Below are 15819 nucleotides of genomic sequence, written 5' to 3'. Positions count from 1 at the left end.
GAAGTAAGTACGGAACGGTTGCTGGTTATAGCATTTTTATACCATGCCTGGGTGTCAAGATCCAGATACAGCATTCTTCTGCTGGCCGCCATTATTAAAAAGCCGGTTCCCGTCTTTTTCGATAAGGCCAATGTTACGAATATCGCTGCGGCTTTTCAGGATCGTCCGAAACTGCTCTACCAGTCGCTGTCTGCATTCGGAAACCTGAAGTGTTTCTTCATCCTTATTATACAGAAATGACTGGGTGTCCCGGCTGCCAGAAACCATAGTTACAATATTGTCCATGTAATCAATATAGGAATCGATATTCTGGTTGGTCTGGCGCACAATCGTCCTGGTATAAACCACTGCATTATCAAATACAGAGGTTCTGGTAAAGCGCAGGGAAATTGCTACCACAATGACCACAGCACACAGCACCATCACAGATATAGCAGCAAAAAGTGCACTCCTTACACTTTTAAAATGCCGGAGCACATCCCTGTTTTTCTTTTTTTCTTTCATCGGCGTTTCTCCCGGGCATATTCGGTAGGCGTTTTCCCAGTCATTTTCTTAAAACAGATCCCGAAATAATGAGGATCTGCAAATCCTACCTTCTCTGCAATCTCATAGTTTTTCAGGGTCGTACTCTCCAGAAGCTCCATTGCCTTTTCAATCCGCAGCCGTCCCAGTACCTCGATAAATGTCTCACCTGTCAATTCTTTAAAAACAGTGGAAAAATAGCTGGTACTGATGTTTAGATAAGAACATATCTGATTCAGATTCAGATCCGGCTGCATATAACGGGTCTTTATGTAGTCCATGGCAAGAGCCGCCTGTCTGTGCCCGCTGGAGCTGTTCATCATCTGAAGTTCCTCAAAGGACTTTTTTGCGTATTCTTCTACCAGTGTCACCGCTTCACGGAAGGTGCGCTGTTCTGGTATTTTTGCCTGCAGCGACTCTCTTTGCTTTATTTCTTTTTTATGATCTCCGGTAACAGATCCAAGACACAGGCCAATGGTACGGATGATCTGCTGCAAATAGCCGCATGCCCGGGTTTTCCCTACCCGCGCCTTCTGAATAAGTTGTACGATCTGATCCAGATTGCCTTGTACCAGGTCCCACTCTCCTGTTTTCATGCCTTCTGCCAGATCCTCCAGCAGCACCTGGATGGAAAGCCCGCTTTCCTGTTCTTTTTCATCTTCCATATTAATAAGCAGATTACCTCCAAGAAGATATCTGCACTCAATCGCTTTCTGGGCCTGCTCATGGGAAAAATGCAATTCTGCCAGACTTCTCACCCAGCCACCGATGCCAACGGATACTCCCATGCCGATGGCCTCCCCGGCTTTCTCCTGGATCTCTTTGCATACTGTCTGGATCCGGCTTTCAAATTCTTTATTCTTTTCGCCAGTAAAAAGAACACAGACCCGGCTGCTGCCTTCCTGGTATGCAATGCCTGCATTCTCACGGCTTACGATCTCATCACTGATATTAAAAAGCACAAAGGTCATCAGCTGGCTTTCCTGTCTCTGGTCTGCTTCGATCTGGAAGAGCTGGGAATAAGCATCCAGGTCAATGATCGCTACCCTGTAGGACTGGGCATCCAGATGAATCCCCAGCCTTTCCAGCTGATGAAGGCTTTCCTGAATATCCCTGGTGCAGGAACACAAGCCCCTCGATCGCTCCGGACCGGATCATCAGTGCGTTGTCCCGATAATCCTCAGAGGTACGAAGCAGCGAATCCATCTGCTCCCTGGCCCCACGCTTCTCATCAACCTTCTCTTTTACTCTGCCGATCACTTCCCGCAGCTCCATAGCGGTAACAGGCTTAAGAAGATATTCGCTCACCCCATACTGGATAGCCTTCTGGGCATATTCAAATTCTCCAAAGCCGCTAAAAATCACAATAAAAATATCCGGATACTCTTCATGAAGAAACTTACTTAATTCCATGCCATCCATATAAGGCATACAAATATCTGTAAGAACAATATCCACCGGATGCTCTGTTATAAACTCCATAGCCTGCCTGCCATTCTCGCAATCCCCTACCAGCTGGCAGTCCATGGCTTCCCAATCAATATTCTCCCGGATAGCATCTCTTACCAGGATCTCATCATCTACTAATAAAATACGATACATTATTCTTCCTGTTTGTAAAAGCACCTTATACATTCCCCAATCTTCTGCCCACCGGTACTTTTTACGATCTCCCTCTCCAATTCTTTTCTAATATAGTAGCATATTCGCCCTTTTATTACAACGGAACTCCTGAATTTTGCACAAAAAGCATTCCTATTTTTAGCTGTGGGTGGTATAATCTGAATAGTTAAATTTCATTTTCAAGGGAGGAAATTAGTTTGAAAAGAAAAAACATTGCCATCCTTCTGGCTGCTGCCATGGTCTGCACTTCTGCAGGTCCTGTCTGGGGTACAGAAGAAGCTTATACAGATGATGCCAGTCTTTTTGAAGAAGCTTCCAATAATATTTCTGATAGCATTTCCGATGACATGTTTCAGGATGTAACAGATGAATCTTTCCACAATACAGATGCTTCCGGCGAATCAGAGGCTGCAGACATCCAGGATGTGGCTGCTGCAGACTCCACGGACCTGGATGCGCCTATAGATATAGCCCATGAATCTTCCGTGGGAGCAGATGTTTTCGGTGCAGATGCAGACGATGTTTCCCTTTTTTCGGATGGGGACTCGTCTCTTAATGATGAGGATGTGACAGCAAGCACCGGTATCCAGGCTGCTTTTGATACAGACACAGGGATCCTGACTCTTTCCGGTACAGGCAGTACAGGAGACTTCAGTCAGAGTGTACGTCCTTCCTGGGACTGCTATCGTGGCCAGGCTACACAGATCCAGATCACTTCAGGGATCACCCAGATCGGATCCGCTGCTTTTTACGGATTTTCTAAGGTAACTTCTGTATCCCTTCCGGATACATTGGAAGGGATCAGTGACGGTGCCTTTGCAGAATGTACCTCCCTGGCTTCTGTTTCTTTGCCGGATTCCGTTGCAAAGATCGGTGATTTTGCTTTTCAGGCAACCCAGATCACTTCCCTGACTCTTCCGGCTTCTCTGACTACGCTTTCTGACAAAATGCTTTTTGGCTGCGAATGGCTGCAGGAGCTGCTTGTTTCCCCGGAGAATCCTTCTTACCAGAGCGTGGACGGTGTTGTTTTCACAAAAGACATGACCACTTTATGTCTTTACCCGCCTGCCCGCTCAGCACAAAGCTACCAGGTACCTGATTCGGTAAAGACCATTGGCGTGTATGCTTTTTATGCAGCCAATCTGCAGACTGTGGATTTGAACCAGGTATCCAGGCTTGGACTTGCCAGCTTTTATAGAAGCCGCCTGACCTCCATCAGGATCCCTGATACTGTAACCGAGATGGGTACCAGTGCTTTTTCCAGCTGCGGACAGATGGCAAGATGTTACCATCGGCAACGGATTGACCCAGATTCCTACCCAGTGCTTCCAATATTGCGGCAGTCTTTCCAGCATAATATTCGGTACAGGGATCCGCGAATTCGGCAACAACAGTTTCAGCTATTGCAATTCCCTGGAGCGGATCCAGATCCCGGAAGGTGTTACCTTGATCCCTAACGGATGCTTCGGACAATCTGCTTCCCTGAAAGAAGTGGTATTTCCTTCTTCTCTGAAGGAGATCCGGTATCAGGCATTTATGGGCTGCCCTTCTCTTAATCAGATTACGCTTCCAGAGGGCCTGATTTCTATTGGTAGATATGCATTTTATAATACAGGCATCACCTCCGTGGTCCTGCCCTATGCCTCTGTAACAGTAGGCGACCATGCTTTTCCGGATACAGCCTCTGTATCTATCCGTCCGGATACCCGGGCGAACCCTGCAGATGAGCTTCTGAAAACAGCCAGCAGGATTCCCATTAATATTACTTATGATTATGAAAGTGCGTCCCAGCTGGTTGCCCTTGTAAATCAGCAGCGTTCAGCGAAAGGCCTTTCCCCGCTTACCATGGACACAGCTCTGTTGGATGCAGCCATGAAGCGTGCCGGTGAGCTTACGGTGCTTTATTCCCATACAAGGCCTATTGGCGTTTCAGGACTTACAGCCTGCCTGGATGCTTCTTACGAAAGCATTTCTGCAGGACAGGGAACCGCTTCGGAAGCATTGGCAGTATGGATGAACGGAGATGATCAGGCAGGTATTTTTAATGCAGATTACACAGCTGCAGGTGTTGGAGCCATCACTGCCGGAGGTGTAAGCTATTGGGTGATCCTTTACGGAAAGCAGGTTACTGCTCCCGCTGATATGAACGCTTATACCAGCAGTACTGTTTCTGCAGAAATACCCTTTATTTCTTCATCCGGTATTCCGTTTAAATTTTATGCAACTGACAATACGAAACTTGGCCTTAGTGAAAGAAAAGAAGTCGAATTTTTTATTGACAATGGCTTTTCCCATGTACAGATTTCTCCATCTGCCCTTACTTTTGCAAGTGCCAGCCCCTCTGTGTGCAGAGTATCCTCCAGTGGGATCCTGACCCCGAAGCGTGCCGGAAAAGTCAGGATTACCGTGACCCTGAAGGGGGACTCCCAGGTCACCACTGCTTTGACCGTTACAGTGGATTCGCGTCTGCGTACCCCGAAGATCCATACTGTGAAGGCTACCAGTTCCCGTTCACTTCGGATCATGTGGGACAAGATTCCTGGTGCCACTTCCTATACTCTCTATTACAAAGAGGGCAATGCCAAATCATGGAAAGTCCTTCAAAAAGGCATTAAACGAAATGGTTACAATCACCGTTATTTAACGCCCGGAACTACTTATACCTACACAGTACGTGCTGTATCCAAAGCAGGAACAAGCCGATATGATGCGAAAGGAAAGAAGGGAATCCCTACAGCCATTGCACCAGCCTTAAAAAAAGTATCTCTTCTTTCTGCAAACAGGAACCTGATTTCCTGGAAAAAGGTAGCAGATGCAGATGGATACCGTATTTACATCAAAAAAGGAAAACGCTGGAAATTACTGGGTTCCACAGATGCCAGCACCACTTCCTTTATCCATAAAAGCTCACGTTCTTTCCCGGTTGCCCCAGGAAAAATAAACACCTATACAGTAAGAGCTTTTACAAATACAGGCAACCGTCAGGTGCTTGGCTCCTACCTTACCTCCGGTATCACAGCTGCCACTCCTTTGTCCAGAGTAACACTTAGAACCCCGAAGTCTGTTTCCCAGGGAATCCGTCTCAGCTGGAAACGATGCAGCGGTGCCACAGGCTATGTGATCTACCGCTATGAAAATGGAGCCTGGAAAAAGGCGGGAGTAAGCCGTAGCCTTACCTATTTAGATTCAAAAGCTGTAAAAGGCATCACTTATCGTTACAGAGTACGTGCTTACAGCCGTTCCGGTCAAAATGTTGTATACGGCCGCAGCTCCAGCACCAGAACCATAAGTTATATGTAAGATGACCCATCTGATATATTTAAATGCGAAAGGAGATTTATAACATGCAAATCAAAGATTATGCTACCGGTGTTCAGCACATCGGCATTCCTACAACCGACATGGCTGAAACTCTTTTATTCTACTCAGAACTGGGATTTGAGATTGCCTTTTCCACAACAATGGAGGATACCGGTAAGTCTGTAAACTTTTTAAAACTTGGCGATCTTGTAATTGAAGCCTATGAGTGTGATTCTACGTCTATGGCTTACGGTGCGATAGAACATATTGCCATTAATGTAACAGATATTGAAGCTGTATACGACCTGGTATGCAGACATGACCTTAACACCTTAAATGACCAGATCCACTTCCTGCCTTTCTGGGACAATGGAGTGAAGTTTTTTACCATTGAAGGCCCCAATAAAGAAAAAGTTGAGTTCAGCCAGTTTCTTTAATTCAAGTCGAGCAGCTGCAAATATCCCATGTTACGGTTGTTGATGTTTTATATAGATTTTCCGTATTACTGTTTACTCCGTTTACAATAACTTTTCCGTAACTATTTCATCTTTTTCAGTAAAATATTGCCTTGCAATCTCTTCTGTCTCCATGTACTCTATTAAAAAAAGGACAGAAGGGAGAGCAAACAATGTTATTGGGAGTTCCTGAAATTTTATCACCTGAATTATTAAAGGTATTATGTGAAATGGGTCACAGTGACCGTCTTGTAATTGCAGACGGTAATTTCCCTGTAGAATCTATGGGTAAAAATGCAGTGGTCGTGCGGTGCGATGGTCATGGTGTACCGGAGATCCTGGATGCCATCCTTACTATGATTCCACTGGATACTTATGTAGATCATCCGGTTAATCTGATGGAAGTCATGCCAGGAGATCAGGTGGCTACACCTATCTGGGATACTTATAAAGAAATTGTTACCAAGCATGATTCCCGTGGTGCTTCTGCTGTAGGTAATATTGAGCGGTTTGCATTTTATGAAGAAGCCAAAACAGCTTATTGCATTATTGCAACAAGTGAAAAGGCTGTATATGCCAATGTAATGCTTCAGAAGGGCGTTGTCATCAACAAATGATCTTTCATTGCAAAGTCATTTCACACAACATAAAAACGGCTGTATATCCTCCTGTTTCATCAGGAAGATATATGGCCGTTCTTTTTGTATTCTGATTTAATTTTTCTTGTTCTTTTTCATAAGAACCACTACTATGATCAACCCTATCACTACAGCTGCCAAAAGTATCCATAAAGCTAAATTGCCAATCCCTTTTTCAGCCTTTGCTTCCTGAGAAGAAGCTTCCTTTGCACTCGCGTCCTTCTCAGCAGAAGCTTTATCCGTAGGTGTAACTGCTTCCTCTGTAGGTGTTACTGCCTCTTCCGTAGGTGTCACCGCCGCTTCGGTAGGTGTTACTGCTTCTTCTGTAGGTGTTACTGCTTCTTCTGTAGGTGTTACAGTCTCCGGATCCTTTGTTGGTGTGGCTTCCGGCTTCTCTGTAACAGTAGCCTCTGGTTCCTTTGTTGGTGTTGCTTCCGGCTTCTTAGTAGGTGTAGCCTCCGGTTCCTTTGTTGGCGTTGCTTCCGGCTTCTTAGTAGGTGTAGCCTCTGGCTTCTTGGTAGGTGTGGCTTCCGGCTTCTCTGTAACAGTAGCCTCTGGTTCCTTTGTTGGCGTTGCTTCCGGCTTCTTAGTAGGTGTAGCCTGTGCCTTCTTTGCAGGTGCAGCTTCCGACATCTTTGCAGAGGCTGTCTCCGGCTCCTTTGTAGGTGTGGCTTTCTCAGTTGGATTTACAGTCTCAATGATCTCTAGCCCATCTGCGTCCTCTCCCTTGGAGTCTTCGCCCTTGGCCTGATGAATATTTACCCAGCCTTCCAGTCCTTCATAATCCGTCTTTCCCCACAGGCCATCCTCACCTGCATCTGCCTCTGCTGTAATATGCAGAACCTGTCCATTCGGTATCTGGTCTGCGCCGGACACTGTGTCATACTTCTCTCCAGGGCCATGATATAAGGCAACGCTGCCATCTTTTGCTGCAACCGTAAGATCATAATCTGCATCCTTGCCGCCATACAGATAATACTCAGATTGTACAGCCTGTGAGCGGGTAACCGGCTTCAGATCATCTGTAGGAACAAATCCATACATACCATGATATTTGGTATAGCCCCATATACGCTTATCGTCTGTTTGCTTTTCACCTTCTATATGAAGGGCTGTCCCATTAGGGATCAGCTGATCATTCAGCTTCTGGCTGGACAGATCCGCCTCAGCATATATATTAATACCGCCTTCTTTGCTTTCCACGATCATGTAATAATCTGTGGGATAATCTATGCTTTGTGTATTACCTGCATCTGCCCATGCTGTAATGGTAAACAGAACAGTAAATACAGCCCCCAAAAATCCTTTTAGAATATTCTTCATATGGTTCTTCCATTCCCTTTCTTTCTGCTAATGCAACTGACCATTTCCCTCATAAGATGCATTGATTGGAAAGTTGCCTATTATCTTTCATTCTATCATGTCCATGGAAAGTTTCAATCTTTTTTTGTCATTTTTTGCAGAAAAAACGCCTGACCATCCATACAGACGGTCAGGCAAATGAATACTACTATTTAATATAAAGTCAGGATACAGGATGCAGTCTATGATACCTGCAGATCACTTCTTGTCTGTACTCCCACACTCATCCCATTATTTATATAATGGTCCGTAATTCTTGCATGCACGGTAATCAGCACCTTCTTTATCCATACCGAAAGCATTCCATGCTGCCGGACGGAAGATCTGATCTTCAGATACATTGTGCATACATACAGGAATACGAAGCATGGAGCACATAGTAATCAGGTCTGCACCAATATGGCCATAGGAAATTGCGCCATGGTTAGCACCCCAGTTGTTCATAACATCGTATGCAGATTTGAATGCTCCCTCTTTGCCATCGCATCTTGGTACGAACCAGGTACATGGCCATGTATAATCTGTACGTTTCCAAAGAGTATCAGATACATCCTCAGGAAGCTCTACCGTCCATCCCTCTGCGATCTGAAGAACTGGTCCAAGACCCTTTACAAGGTTCAGACGGATCATTGTTGCAGGCATGGTTGCCTTTGTAACAAATCTGGAGGAGAATCCGCCGCCACGGAAGTATCCGTTATCAGCTGCATTCCATGTAGTAGCAGCCATGATTGCTTTCTGATCTTCCTCAGTAATATTCCACCACTCTTTCATGACTGGTGTGCCGTTCTCATCTTTTGCCTCTCCGCTTGCATCCAGACAGCATGCACCGGAATTGATCAGATGGATCAGACCGCCATTTTCTTTAACCAGACCTTCTGCATCATAGCCTGTCACACGCTTGATCGCGCTTGGGCTCCAGAAAGTACGTACATCTGCAAACATCTGTGCACGTCCTGTCAAAAGCTTCATAAACATCATTCCAAGGCCATTCAGAACATCATTCTCTGTAGCAAGGATGTATGGCTCTCTTGCTCCATTCCAGTCAAAAGATGTATTAAGGACTGCCTCTGCGAAGTCACCGTTTGGATAGAAGTCTGTCCACTGTCTCTTGTCCCTGGAATCCAGCTCCAAGTGCATTATGTCCAATCGCTTCTTCAGAGAACTTCGGATCCAGCTTATCGCATCCGTTCATCAGCTCCTGAACGATCACTGCCATCTTAACAACAAATTCAAACTGCTCTTCTTTCTGCTCTTCTGTCATCTGAAGTTCTGGTGGATTCTTATCAAATCCGATAGTGCAGGTTTCTTTTGCCCATTTCAGAGCCTTCTCAAACTCTTCGTGATCATAAATGCCTTCTGTCATACGACGGATGATCTCTACCTCATCCACAGACTCTACACGCATTCCAAGGTAGGACTCGATGAAATCAGAATCGATAATGGAACCGCCGATACCCATACAGATAGATCCGATCTGCAGCCAGGATTTGCCTCTCATAGAAGCAACTGCAACTGCTGCACGTCCGAATCTGAGCATTTTTTCTTTAACATCTGCAGGCATCTCCATGTCATCTGCATCCAGAACCTCATGTCCGTAAATACCAAATGCAGGAAGTCCTTTCTGTGCATGTGTAGCAAGAACAGATGCCAGATATACAGCTCCCGGTCTTTCTGTTGCATTAAAGCCCCAGACTGCCTTAATGGTCTGTGGATCCATATCCATTGTCTCTGAACCGTAGCACCAGCATGGAGAACGGTAAGAGTAATATCTACGCCCTCTCTTCTGAATTTATCAGCACATGCTGCTGATTCGCCAACTCGTCCGATAGTAGAATCTGCGATTACAACCTTTACCGGCTCGCCATTGGAATATTTCAGATTCTCTTCAAATAATTTTGCAGCAGCCTTTGCCATTCCCATGGTCTGTTCTTCCAGAGAACCTCTTACATCCAGTGCGCCTCTTCTGCCGTCAATCGTAGGACGAATACCGATTACAGGATATTCACCGATCAGTCTGCTCTTTGCCATAATATTAAATACCTCCCATAATAAAATTTAGAATGTGTATCTGTCTTAGTCTTATCCCCTGACAGATACATATGTACAACCTTCTCTGATTGTCATTATACCGTTGTGTGCACATTATTACTTGTGTTATAATAGCAAATAATAGCATAATATTCACTTTTTCTATTTTAATGAAAGGAGATGTATTTTTTTGCACGGATTGGATCAGAATGAAGACCGGCCAAGAGGGACGTATCAGTTTCCTTTTGAATTTCATCACATTGACAGCAGCCACCCACGCTATGAAATGTCTTATCATTGGCATATGGAATACGAGATCATGCGAATCCTGTGCGGAAGCCTTACTGTCACTTTAGACGAAAAAAGCTTTACTGCACAAGCAGGTGATGTTATTTTTGTCAACAGTGGTATTCTTCACAGTGGCATACCAGACAATGGCTGTGTATATGAGTGTATTGTTTTTGACATCAATACATTTATCAAGCAAAATACCCTGTGTGGGGAATACATCCAGAAGATCGCCCATCAGGAATTAATGGTATATCATCATTTTACAGGAAAATACCCGGATATTGTGGATACTGTGAACGATATCTTTCAGGCTATCCTGGAAAAAAGCATAGGATACGAAATGACAGTTATTGGACAATTTTATCATTTTTTTGGACTTGTTTTTGGTAAACAATTATATCTTGACCGGATTTCCAAAACAAGACGTGACTATAAGAGACTTCAGCAGCTGAAACAGGTGGTCGAATTTATTGAACAGAATTATGCCAGTCCTTTGACCCTGCAGCAGCTTTCTGCCTCTGTTTCCATGTCCCCTAAATATTTCTGCAGATTTTTTTCCGAAATGACCCACCAGACCCCGATGGACTACCTAAACCGACAACGGATCGAGGAGGCCTGCTACCAGCTTTCCACCACAGATGACTCCATTACTGAGATTGCCTATCGGACAGGCTTTAATGATTTAAGCTATTTTATCCGTACCTTCCGTAAATACAAAGGTACTACGCCAGGAAAATATAAAAAATTGTAGACAAAACCGGAAGTCTTCACTGTTTATCAGCCTGACTTCCGGTTTTTAGACAAAAAAATAAAAAGATGGGAGATTTTCGCTGTTCAGAACTGACAGCAGACATGTATTTTTACTTATTTCCCTCTTTCGTTTCCTACATTCTATCAAAGCATCTGCCAGAATACAACCAAAAGAAAACCCTCTCATTTTGCATATTTTGACAGTTTGCACCTGTTTTCCCTTCTGATCCTGTCTGTTTTTCCAACATAAAGATATATTTCACCGAAAGTTTGCAGGATGTTTATATCCACCCTATTTTTATTTCCATCAAAAAAAGACATTTTACATGGAAAAACACAGGTTTGTTTCCTCCATAAATTCAAGTCGAGCAGTTACACACCACCTGAAAGAGGTGGGGGAGTCTTCTCGACTGATATAAAATGTCTTTTCTGAAATATAAAGATATACGCAATAATTTGAAAAATGGCTGCCCAAAACTGCACCGTCACAGTTTTATCATAATACCTGGTTCAGAATGCTCAATCCATACTCTGCCAGAGAATGGTCTTCCTCTCCCGGTACCGCCGCTGACGCCCAATCCTCCGATAATGGTATCCCCCACTTTCAGGGGTACACCACCGCCAAAGATCACAATCTTTCCATTGTCCATTTTATCCAGTCCATAGAAAGTTCCTCCTGGCTGGGCAAGTGCAGAGAGTTCCATTGTTGTCATTTTAACAGCAACAGAAGTATATGCCTTTTTGACAGCTACATCAAAGCTTACCAGGAATGCACCATCCATCACATGAACTGCAATAGGATTCCCATCCGGACCGCAGACTGCGATCACAGCCTTCTTTCCTCTTCGCTGCGCCTCCTGCTCGATGGCTTCGATCAGTCTTTTGGCACTGTCCAAAGTGATCTTTCCCTGTATTCCCATTCTTTTCAAAACTTCCTGTATCACAGCCTCACTGACCGGCATTTCCTTCTGTCCCATAATACTTCCTCTGTTCTTCAGATTATCCTTATCTGCAGATCCTTCTTTTCCAGATGCACCATCTTTTGTCTGTCCCATTTCTCTGGCATCTATATACCTTGCCAGTACATAAAGATAATCTGCCAGACGATTCATATATTTTTTTGCACCATTATCTGCCCCGAATTTCACACTGACAGCAGCCAGCGCCCGTTCTCCCCGCCTGGCAACAGTACGTGCCACATCCGTCTCTGCTGACAAACGGCTGCCGCCTGGAAGAATAAACTTCTTTGGTCTGTCAAACAAGCCTTCCAGCCGATCAATTTCTGCTTCCAGAAAACTGGTTTCCTCATCACTGATCCGATAATCCCGTTTATAAGGATCAGCGATCCCCGGCCATTAAAGTGATCAGTGTAGACTGGATCTTTTCCAGATTCTGTATCATATCCGGATCCGTTAACATGGATTTTACCAGACCAATGTGACTGGTCAGCTCATCAATGGTGCCAACCAGCTGAATCCTGTCATCTGACTTTGACACATTTTTTGTATGTACAAGACTTGTTGTCCCTTTGTCTCCGCCTTTCGTATAAATATTCATAACAGTGATTCCTCCATTTTTCCGGTTATTACAGATTTAAAGGGCATCTTCTTTACAGCCCTTGCGCTATTGGCTCCCAGATTACGACACTGCCAGAATCTGGGACAATTTAATTCAAAAACATTTTTTCCTTTAGGAAGATGCTGCATCTGCATGGCAAGCTCACTGCCTGTGATCCCGATCCCACAGCCTAACATAGAGGCAGCCGCTGCTTCAAAAGCCAGTGTATCCAGATCTCCCTGACGGCTGTATATACGATATAGTACGCCTTCTTCTTCGATCCCGGCACAGACTTCTTTCAGATAATCCGCATCCGGCCTGCAGGTATACAATATGATCTCCGGCCTGTTCACAACCATTGCCTCTTCTCCTTCCTGTTCTTACTTTACCCTTGATGTTTCTCCCCAAGATAGGACATCAAAAGCCCTGTTGCTACTGCATTTCTTGGACCTTCTGTCCCTCTGATATTTCCCTCGTCCGCATACGATCCTGTATTCTCAAAGAGCTGCCATCAGCATCTCTGGTATCTCAAAAACCCTCTGCCGAACCGCCAACCAAAACCACATTGGGTATATTTTTCAGGTCATTTCCCGGTGCGATCGTCCGAAGTGCACGAATCGCATTTCTCACAAATACCTTTTTCTTGGCATCCTGCCGCACCTCCAGGATACGTTTCCATAGGAATGTCTTCTTCAATCTTCAGCATCTCGCCTGGTGCAAGCAAAACCACATGACCAAAATATCTTGGATCTATGGATCGGGAAGAACTGCATAGCTCCATTTTTCCAAACGCATATGAAACAGGCTTTCCACCTTTCCCATAGGATACTTCTTGATCTGTTCTGCTAACCCGGCTGCCAAGGCCAAGTTCTGTCTGTATCAGCATGGAAACCAGTTCACCGGCACCTGCCTGATGGGTGGTCCTTACAGAACCATCTGGTTCAAGGACAGCTGCATCTGTAGATCCTCCTCCCATATCCAGAATTGCCAGCGGAAGCCTAGTGCCAGGCTGCTGCATTTGCACCAGCAGGGAGAACCATGCCTCCCTCCTCCCACTTCCGGCAACTGACACCTTGGTGTGCAGTTTTCCTCTAATCTCTCTGCGATTGCTGCCATAGGCAGATGCTGAGTCTGCAGTGGCTGGGCAATCAGTGCCTTGTCTCCATACCGTTCTCCAGCAAGATGCCTGGTCTCAGGAGCCAGGGTGTCCACAGCCCAAGTGTCTGTGGTTAGGTTCTCTTCATCTCCTTGCTGCCCAGGCTGCCTCAGCCATCCGTCTGGTCCACACTGACATTGCCACATTGGTATTATCCTGCCCCTGTAATATCCTGGATCTCCCCTGCCTGGGCAACTGCTTCCATGATCACATCTGCACCTGCATCAATATTCACCCACAGATCTTTCTCCCCTGTTAAATGGATCTCCCTGCGGGCAGAATATTTTCTCTCATATTTCCATGAGGTGTGCGGATCACTACTGCACTTCTTTTTCCCACAAGGCTTTTGGCAATAGGGGTAATGGCTTTTGTTTCCTGTGCATCCAGCCCGAGAAGGGTTGCGATCCCATAAGGGTTGGAAAGCATCCTGACAGATGTACCTGGCAGGGCAACCTCAATAGCAGCCAGCTTTCCTTCCGGAATCCGGGTGATATGTTTCACTTCATCCACAATAGGCATCTTGCGGTTCAGTCTGTTTTCCACAAGTACAGCCTCATCTGCCTGAAGGATCAGTCCTCGGATATCCAGCTCCGGCAGAAACTGGTTCAGCCTGGAGGCTGCTTCCTCATAAGAAAATCTATTGGACACAGCTACTATATAGGCTACTCCCGCCTCGCCCTTCCATATATTCTCAAGAAATATAGACGGCCGACTGCCTCTCCTGCACCTGCTGGTGTAGAAGGATTATGTCCGATCATGGAAGACTCTGTGATGATCGTCTCGGTAATGGCTTCCATTGCAGTATCCCCGATCACAGGTGCAGCCTCATTCAGACGAATAAGGGAAAGCCGCTCTCCGCAGGCTCATGGATCCGCTCCATTGCTTCTGTAAGAGCTGCCTTGAGTCCCGTGAACATTAGGCAATGTTCCCTTGCCTACCCGTGGTCATCCTGGAAGCGCTGGAAAGAAAACGCGAATCTGCCATTGTCTTCTATCGCCCCAATACATACTTCAGTTGTGGAATTTCCTATATCAACACCAGCAATCAATTTCAAAGAAGAATTCCCCTTTTTTCATATATTTCTGCTGCTTCCAGTACAAGCTTTGCACAATGGGGCGCCTGGTATTTTTCCAGAAGCTCCTGTGCCATCAGCACCAGTTCCTTTTTTGAAGAACGATTAGGCCGCAGCTTGTTGTACATATCTAAAATCACATCATCCGGAACATTGACCAATTCTGACGCTCTCTCAAAATTTGCAGTCATCTGAGGATTATCTGCTTCTTGGGCTACTTGTCCCTGACGTTTCAGCATTTCAGATGAAATCTTAATGTCTTCAGCTGTTACATTTCCTTTTTTGACTTCCTCAAGGGTGATCTCATTCAACTTTTTCCCTGTCTTAGAAGTTATTGTATCTGCTTCATTTTGTCCAAGAGGATAATTACTCATCATACTCCCTCCCAACTGATCATCCCTTTTTCCGGATCCAGCTGTTCTGTTTCCACAATATGCATCAGGGCTGCCTTTACCTGATATTTGGCACGCACCATAGGGTCATTGGTACATTCAATAGGTGTTACCTTCTCCCCTTTGGCATATTTGGCAGCATTTCTGCCAATCTTCCTGTAAGTATCCAAGGACATAAGCGGTGCCTGTGGAAATAGTTCCAGATTAGACAAGGGATATAGATCCTTCTGATGGATCACAGTGGTACCTTTTGACTGGATTCCTATACCAATCCCTGAACCGGAAAGCTTGGCAGCCTGAAGTGCCATAAATCCAACGTCTGAAGTGTCCAGAACCTTAACAACCCTGGAAGCCATGCCTTCTTCCTCGATCCCGGCCTGTACATTCTGTAAAACCTGATCTAAAGGAATCCCACAGATCGTAGAGCGGATCTCTGTCTGAAAAGCAGCTCCCACACCGATCACGATCTCTTTTGGATCAGTACCCTGTTCTGCTTTTACAGCGCCCTTATAAGAATGCTTTGGCTTCATCCGCGTTCTTCCGGCAAGTTTATAATCTTCTTTATTGTCTGTTGTAGTTCTTACTGTATCCAAGTGGAGCTGCCCGTTTTTCTGCAACTGTTCCACTACTGCTGCAGTAACAGCACGTATCAGTTGTTCATCTATTTTCATAA

The 15819-nt window shown here is 45.2% G+C and carries 17 protein-coding genes and 2 pseudogenes; 5 read left to right on the top strand and 14 right to left on the bottom strand.

Translation table 11 applies throughout. From position 1 onward, the window contains the following. Positions 1-54: 54 nt before the first annotated feature. From R1Y93_RS05915 to R1Y93_RS05905, 3 genes are read right to left on the bottom strand one after another with little or no spacing between them, the layout of a single operon-like run. Positions 55-504 carry a cache domain-containing protein gene (locus tag R1Y93_RS05915; protein ID WP_500822044.1) on the bottom strand — a complete coding sequence of 150 codons (450 nt, stop codon included), beginning with the start codon at positions 502-504 and terminating at the stop codon, positions 55-57. Continuing rightward, positions 501-1652 carry a helix-turn-helix domain-containing protein gene (locus R1Y93_RS05910; RefSeq protein WP_500822043.1) on the bottom strand — a complete coding sequence of 384 codons (1152 nt, stop codon included), beginning with the start codon at positions 1650-1652 and terminating at the stop codon, positions 501-503. Before R1Y93_RS05910 ends, R1Y93_RS05915 begins: the two co-directional genes overlap by 4 nt. Beyond that, positions 1555-2124 carry a response regulator gene (locus R1Y93_RS05905; protein ID WP_500822042.1) on the bottom strand — a complete coding sequence of 190 codons (570 nt, stop codon included), beginning with the start codon at positions 2122-2124 and terminating at the stop codon, positions 1555-1557. The genes R1Y93_RS05910 and R1Y93_RS05905 overlap by 98 nt, the downstream gene beginning before the upstream one ends. A gap of 218 nt (positions 2125-2342) precedes the next feature. Here R1Y93_RS05905 and R1Y93_RS05900 point away from each other — a divergent pair, with 218 nt between their 5' ends. The 4 genes from R1Y93_RS05900 (at position 2343) to R1Y93_RS05885 (ending at position 6517) form a co-directional block, all read left to right on the top strand. Next, entirely contained in the window at positions 2343-3602 is a 1260-nt protein-coding gene (locus tag R1Y93_RS05900) for a leucine-rich repeat domain-containing protein (protein WP_500822041.1), read from the top strand. Further along, positions 3592-5445 (top strand): leucine-rich repeat protein, encoded by a 1854-nt coding sequence (locus R1Y93_RS05895; RefSeq protein ID WP_500822040.1) that lies wholly within the window; start codon positions 3592-3594, stop codon positions 5443-5445. The genes R1Y93_RS05900 and R1Y93_RS05895 overlap by 11 nt, the downstream gene beginning before the upstream one ends. 44 nt (positions 5446-5489) lie before the next feature. Further along, complete coding sequence (locus R1Y93_RS05890; RefSeq protein ID WP_500822039.1) at positions 5490-5882, top strand: VOC family protein; 393 nt, start codon at positions 5490-5492, stop codon at positions 5880-5882. A 191-nt stretch (positions 5883-6073) separates the two neighbouring features. After that, positions 6074-6517, top strand: coding sequence for an RbsD/FucU family protein (locus tag R1Y93_RS05885; RefSeq protein WP_500822038.1), 444 nt, complete (start codon positions 6074-6076; stop codon positions 6515-6517). A 96-nt stretch (positions 6518-6613) separates the two neighbouring features. Here the strand turns inward: R1Y93_RS05885 and R1Y93_RS05880 are convergent, their stop codons facing one another. Together R1Y93_RS05880 and R1Y93_RS05875 are read right to left on the bottom strand one after the other, a co-directional pair. After that, a complete protein-coding gene (locus R1Y93_RS05880; protein ID WP_500822037.1) occupies positions 6614-7861 on the bottom strand; it encodes a hypothetical protein in 1248 nt (415 codons plus the stop codon). Positions 7862-8131: 270 nt separating this feature from the next. After that, positions 8132-9928: pseudogene (locus R1Y93_RS05875) on the bottom strand (L-fucose isomerase). Positions 9929-10118: 190 nt separating this feature from the next. Here R1Y93_RS05875 and R1Y93_RS05870 point away from each other — a divergent pair. Continuing rightward, positions 10119-10970 (top strand): helix-turn-helix transcriptional regulator, encoded by an 852-nt coding sequence (locus R1Y93_RS05870; RefSeq protein ID WP_500822036.1) that lies wholly within the window; start codon positions 10119-10121, stop codon positions 10968-10970. A gap of 484 nt (positions 10971-11454) precedes the next feature. Here the strand turns inward: R1Y93_RS05870 and R1Y93_RS05865 are convergent, their stop codons facing one another. The 9 genes and pseudogenes from R1Y93_RS05865 to R1Y93_RS05825 all read right to left on the bottom strand — a co-directional run bounded on the left by R1Y93_RS05865 (position 11455) and on the right by R1Y93_RS05825 (position 15817). Next, complete coding sequence (locus R1Y93_RS05865; RefSeq protein ID WP_500822065.1) at positions 11455-12249, bottom strand: ATP:cob(I)alamin adenosyltransferase; 795 nt, start codon at positions 12247-12249, stop codon at positions 11455-11457. Positions 12250-12307: 58 nt separating this feature from the next. Beyond that, positions 12308-12526 carry an ATP:cob(I)alamin adenosyltransferase gene (locus R1Y93_RS05860; protein ID WP_500822035.1) on the bottom strand — a complete coding sequence of 73 codons (219 nt, stop codon included), beginning with the start codon at positions 12524-12526 and terminating at the stop codon, positions 12308-12310. Beyond that, the gene (locus tag R1Y93_RS05855) at positions 12523-12885 is read right to left on the bottom strand and encodes a glycerol dehydratase reactivase beta/small subunit family protein (protein ID WP_500822034.1); all 363 of its coding nucleotides are present in this window, start codon (positions 12883-12885) and stop codon (positions 12523-12525) included. The genes R1Y93_RS05860 and R1Y93_RS05855 overlap by 4 nt, the downstream gene beginning before the upstream one ends. A 26-nt stretch (positions 12886-12911) precedes the next feature. After that, positions 12912-12992: a hypothetical protein gene (locus R1Y93_RS05850; protein ID WP_500822064.1), complete on the bottom strand. Its 81-nt coding sequence runs from the start codon at positions 12990-12992 to the stop codon at positions 12912-12914. Between the two features lie 62 nt (positions 12993-13054). Continuing rightward, a complete protein-coding gene (locus R1Y93_RS05845) occupies positions 13055-13156 on the bottom strand; it encodes a diol dehydratase reactivase ATPase-like domain-containing protein (protein ID WP_500822033.1) in 102 nt (33 codons plus the stop codon). Next, positions 13110-13598: a diol dehydratase reactivase ATPase-like domain-containing protein gene (locus tag R1Y93_RS05840; protein ID WP_500822032.1), complete on the bottom strand. Its 489-nt coding sequence runs from the start codon at positions 13596-13598 to the stop codon at positions 13110-13112. The genes R1Y93_RS05845 and R1Y93_RS05840 overlap by 47 nt, the downstream gene beginning before the upstream one ends. 339 nt (positions 13599-13937) lie before the next feature. Continuing rightward, positions 13938-14440, bottom strand: a pseudogene (locus R1Y93_RS05835) (hypothetical protein). Between the two features lie 292 nt (positions 14441-14732). Beyond that, entirely contained in the window at positions 14733-15131 is a 399-nt protein-coding gene (locus tag R1Y93_RS05830) for a diol dehydratase small subunit (RefSeq protein ID WP_500822031.1), read from the bottom strand. Further along, positions 15128-15817: a propanediol/glycerol family dehydratase medium subunit gene (locus R1Y93_RS05825; RefSeq protein WP_500822030.1), complete on the bottom strand. Its 690-nt coding sequence runs from the start codon at positions 15815-15817 to the stop codon at positions 15128-15130. The genes R1Y93_RS05830 and R1Y93_RS05825 overlap by 4 nt, the downstream gene beginning before the upstream one ends. Positions 15818-15819 lie beyond the last annotated feature (2 nt).

It is taken from the genome of Blautia sp. HA3515 (assembly GCF_059933065.1).
This window is presented reverse-complemented; position numbering and strand designations above follow the sequence as displayed.

Coding starts and splice junctions, on each gene's coding strand:
- R1Y93_RS05915 (WP_500822044.1), bottom strand. CDS start 504: ATGAAAGAAAAAAAGAAAAACAGGGATGTGCTCCGGCATTTTAAAAGT.
- R1Y93_RS05905 (WP_500822042.1), bottom strand. CDS start 2,124: ATGTATCGTATTTTATTAGTAGATGATGAGATCCTGGTAAGAGATGCT.
- R1Y93_RS05890 (WP_500822039.1), top strand. CDS start 5,490: ATGCAAATCAAAGATTATGCTACCGGTGTTCAGCACATCGGCATTCCT.
- R1Y93_RS05885 (WP_500822038.1), top strand. CDS start 6,074: ATGTTATTGGGAGTTCCTGAAATTTTATCACCTGAATTATTAAAGGTA.
- R1Y93_RS05880 (WP_500822037.1), bottom strand. CDS start 7,861: ATGAAGAATATTCTAAAAGGATTTTTGGGGGCTGTATTTACTGTTCTG.
- R1Y93_RS05860 (WP_500822035.1), bottom strand. CDS start 12,526: ATGAATATTTATACGAAAGGCGGAGACAAAGGGACAACAAGTCTTGTA.
- R1Y93_RS05855 (WP_500822034.1), bottom strand. CDS start 12,885: ATGGTTGTGAACAGGCCGGAGATCATATTGTATACCTGCAGGCCGGAT.
- R1Y93_RS05830 (WP_500822031.1), bottom strand. CDS start 15,131: ATGATGAGTAATTATCCTCTTGGACAAAATGAAGCAGATACAATAACT.
- R1Y93_RS05825 (WP_500822030.1), bottom strand. CDS start 15,817: ATGAAAATAGATGAACAACTGATACGTGCTGTTACTGCAGCAGTAGTG.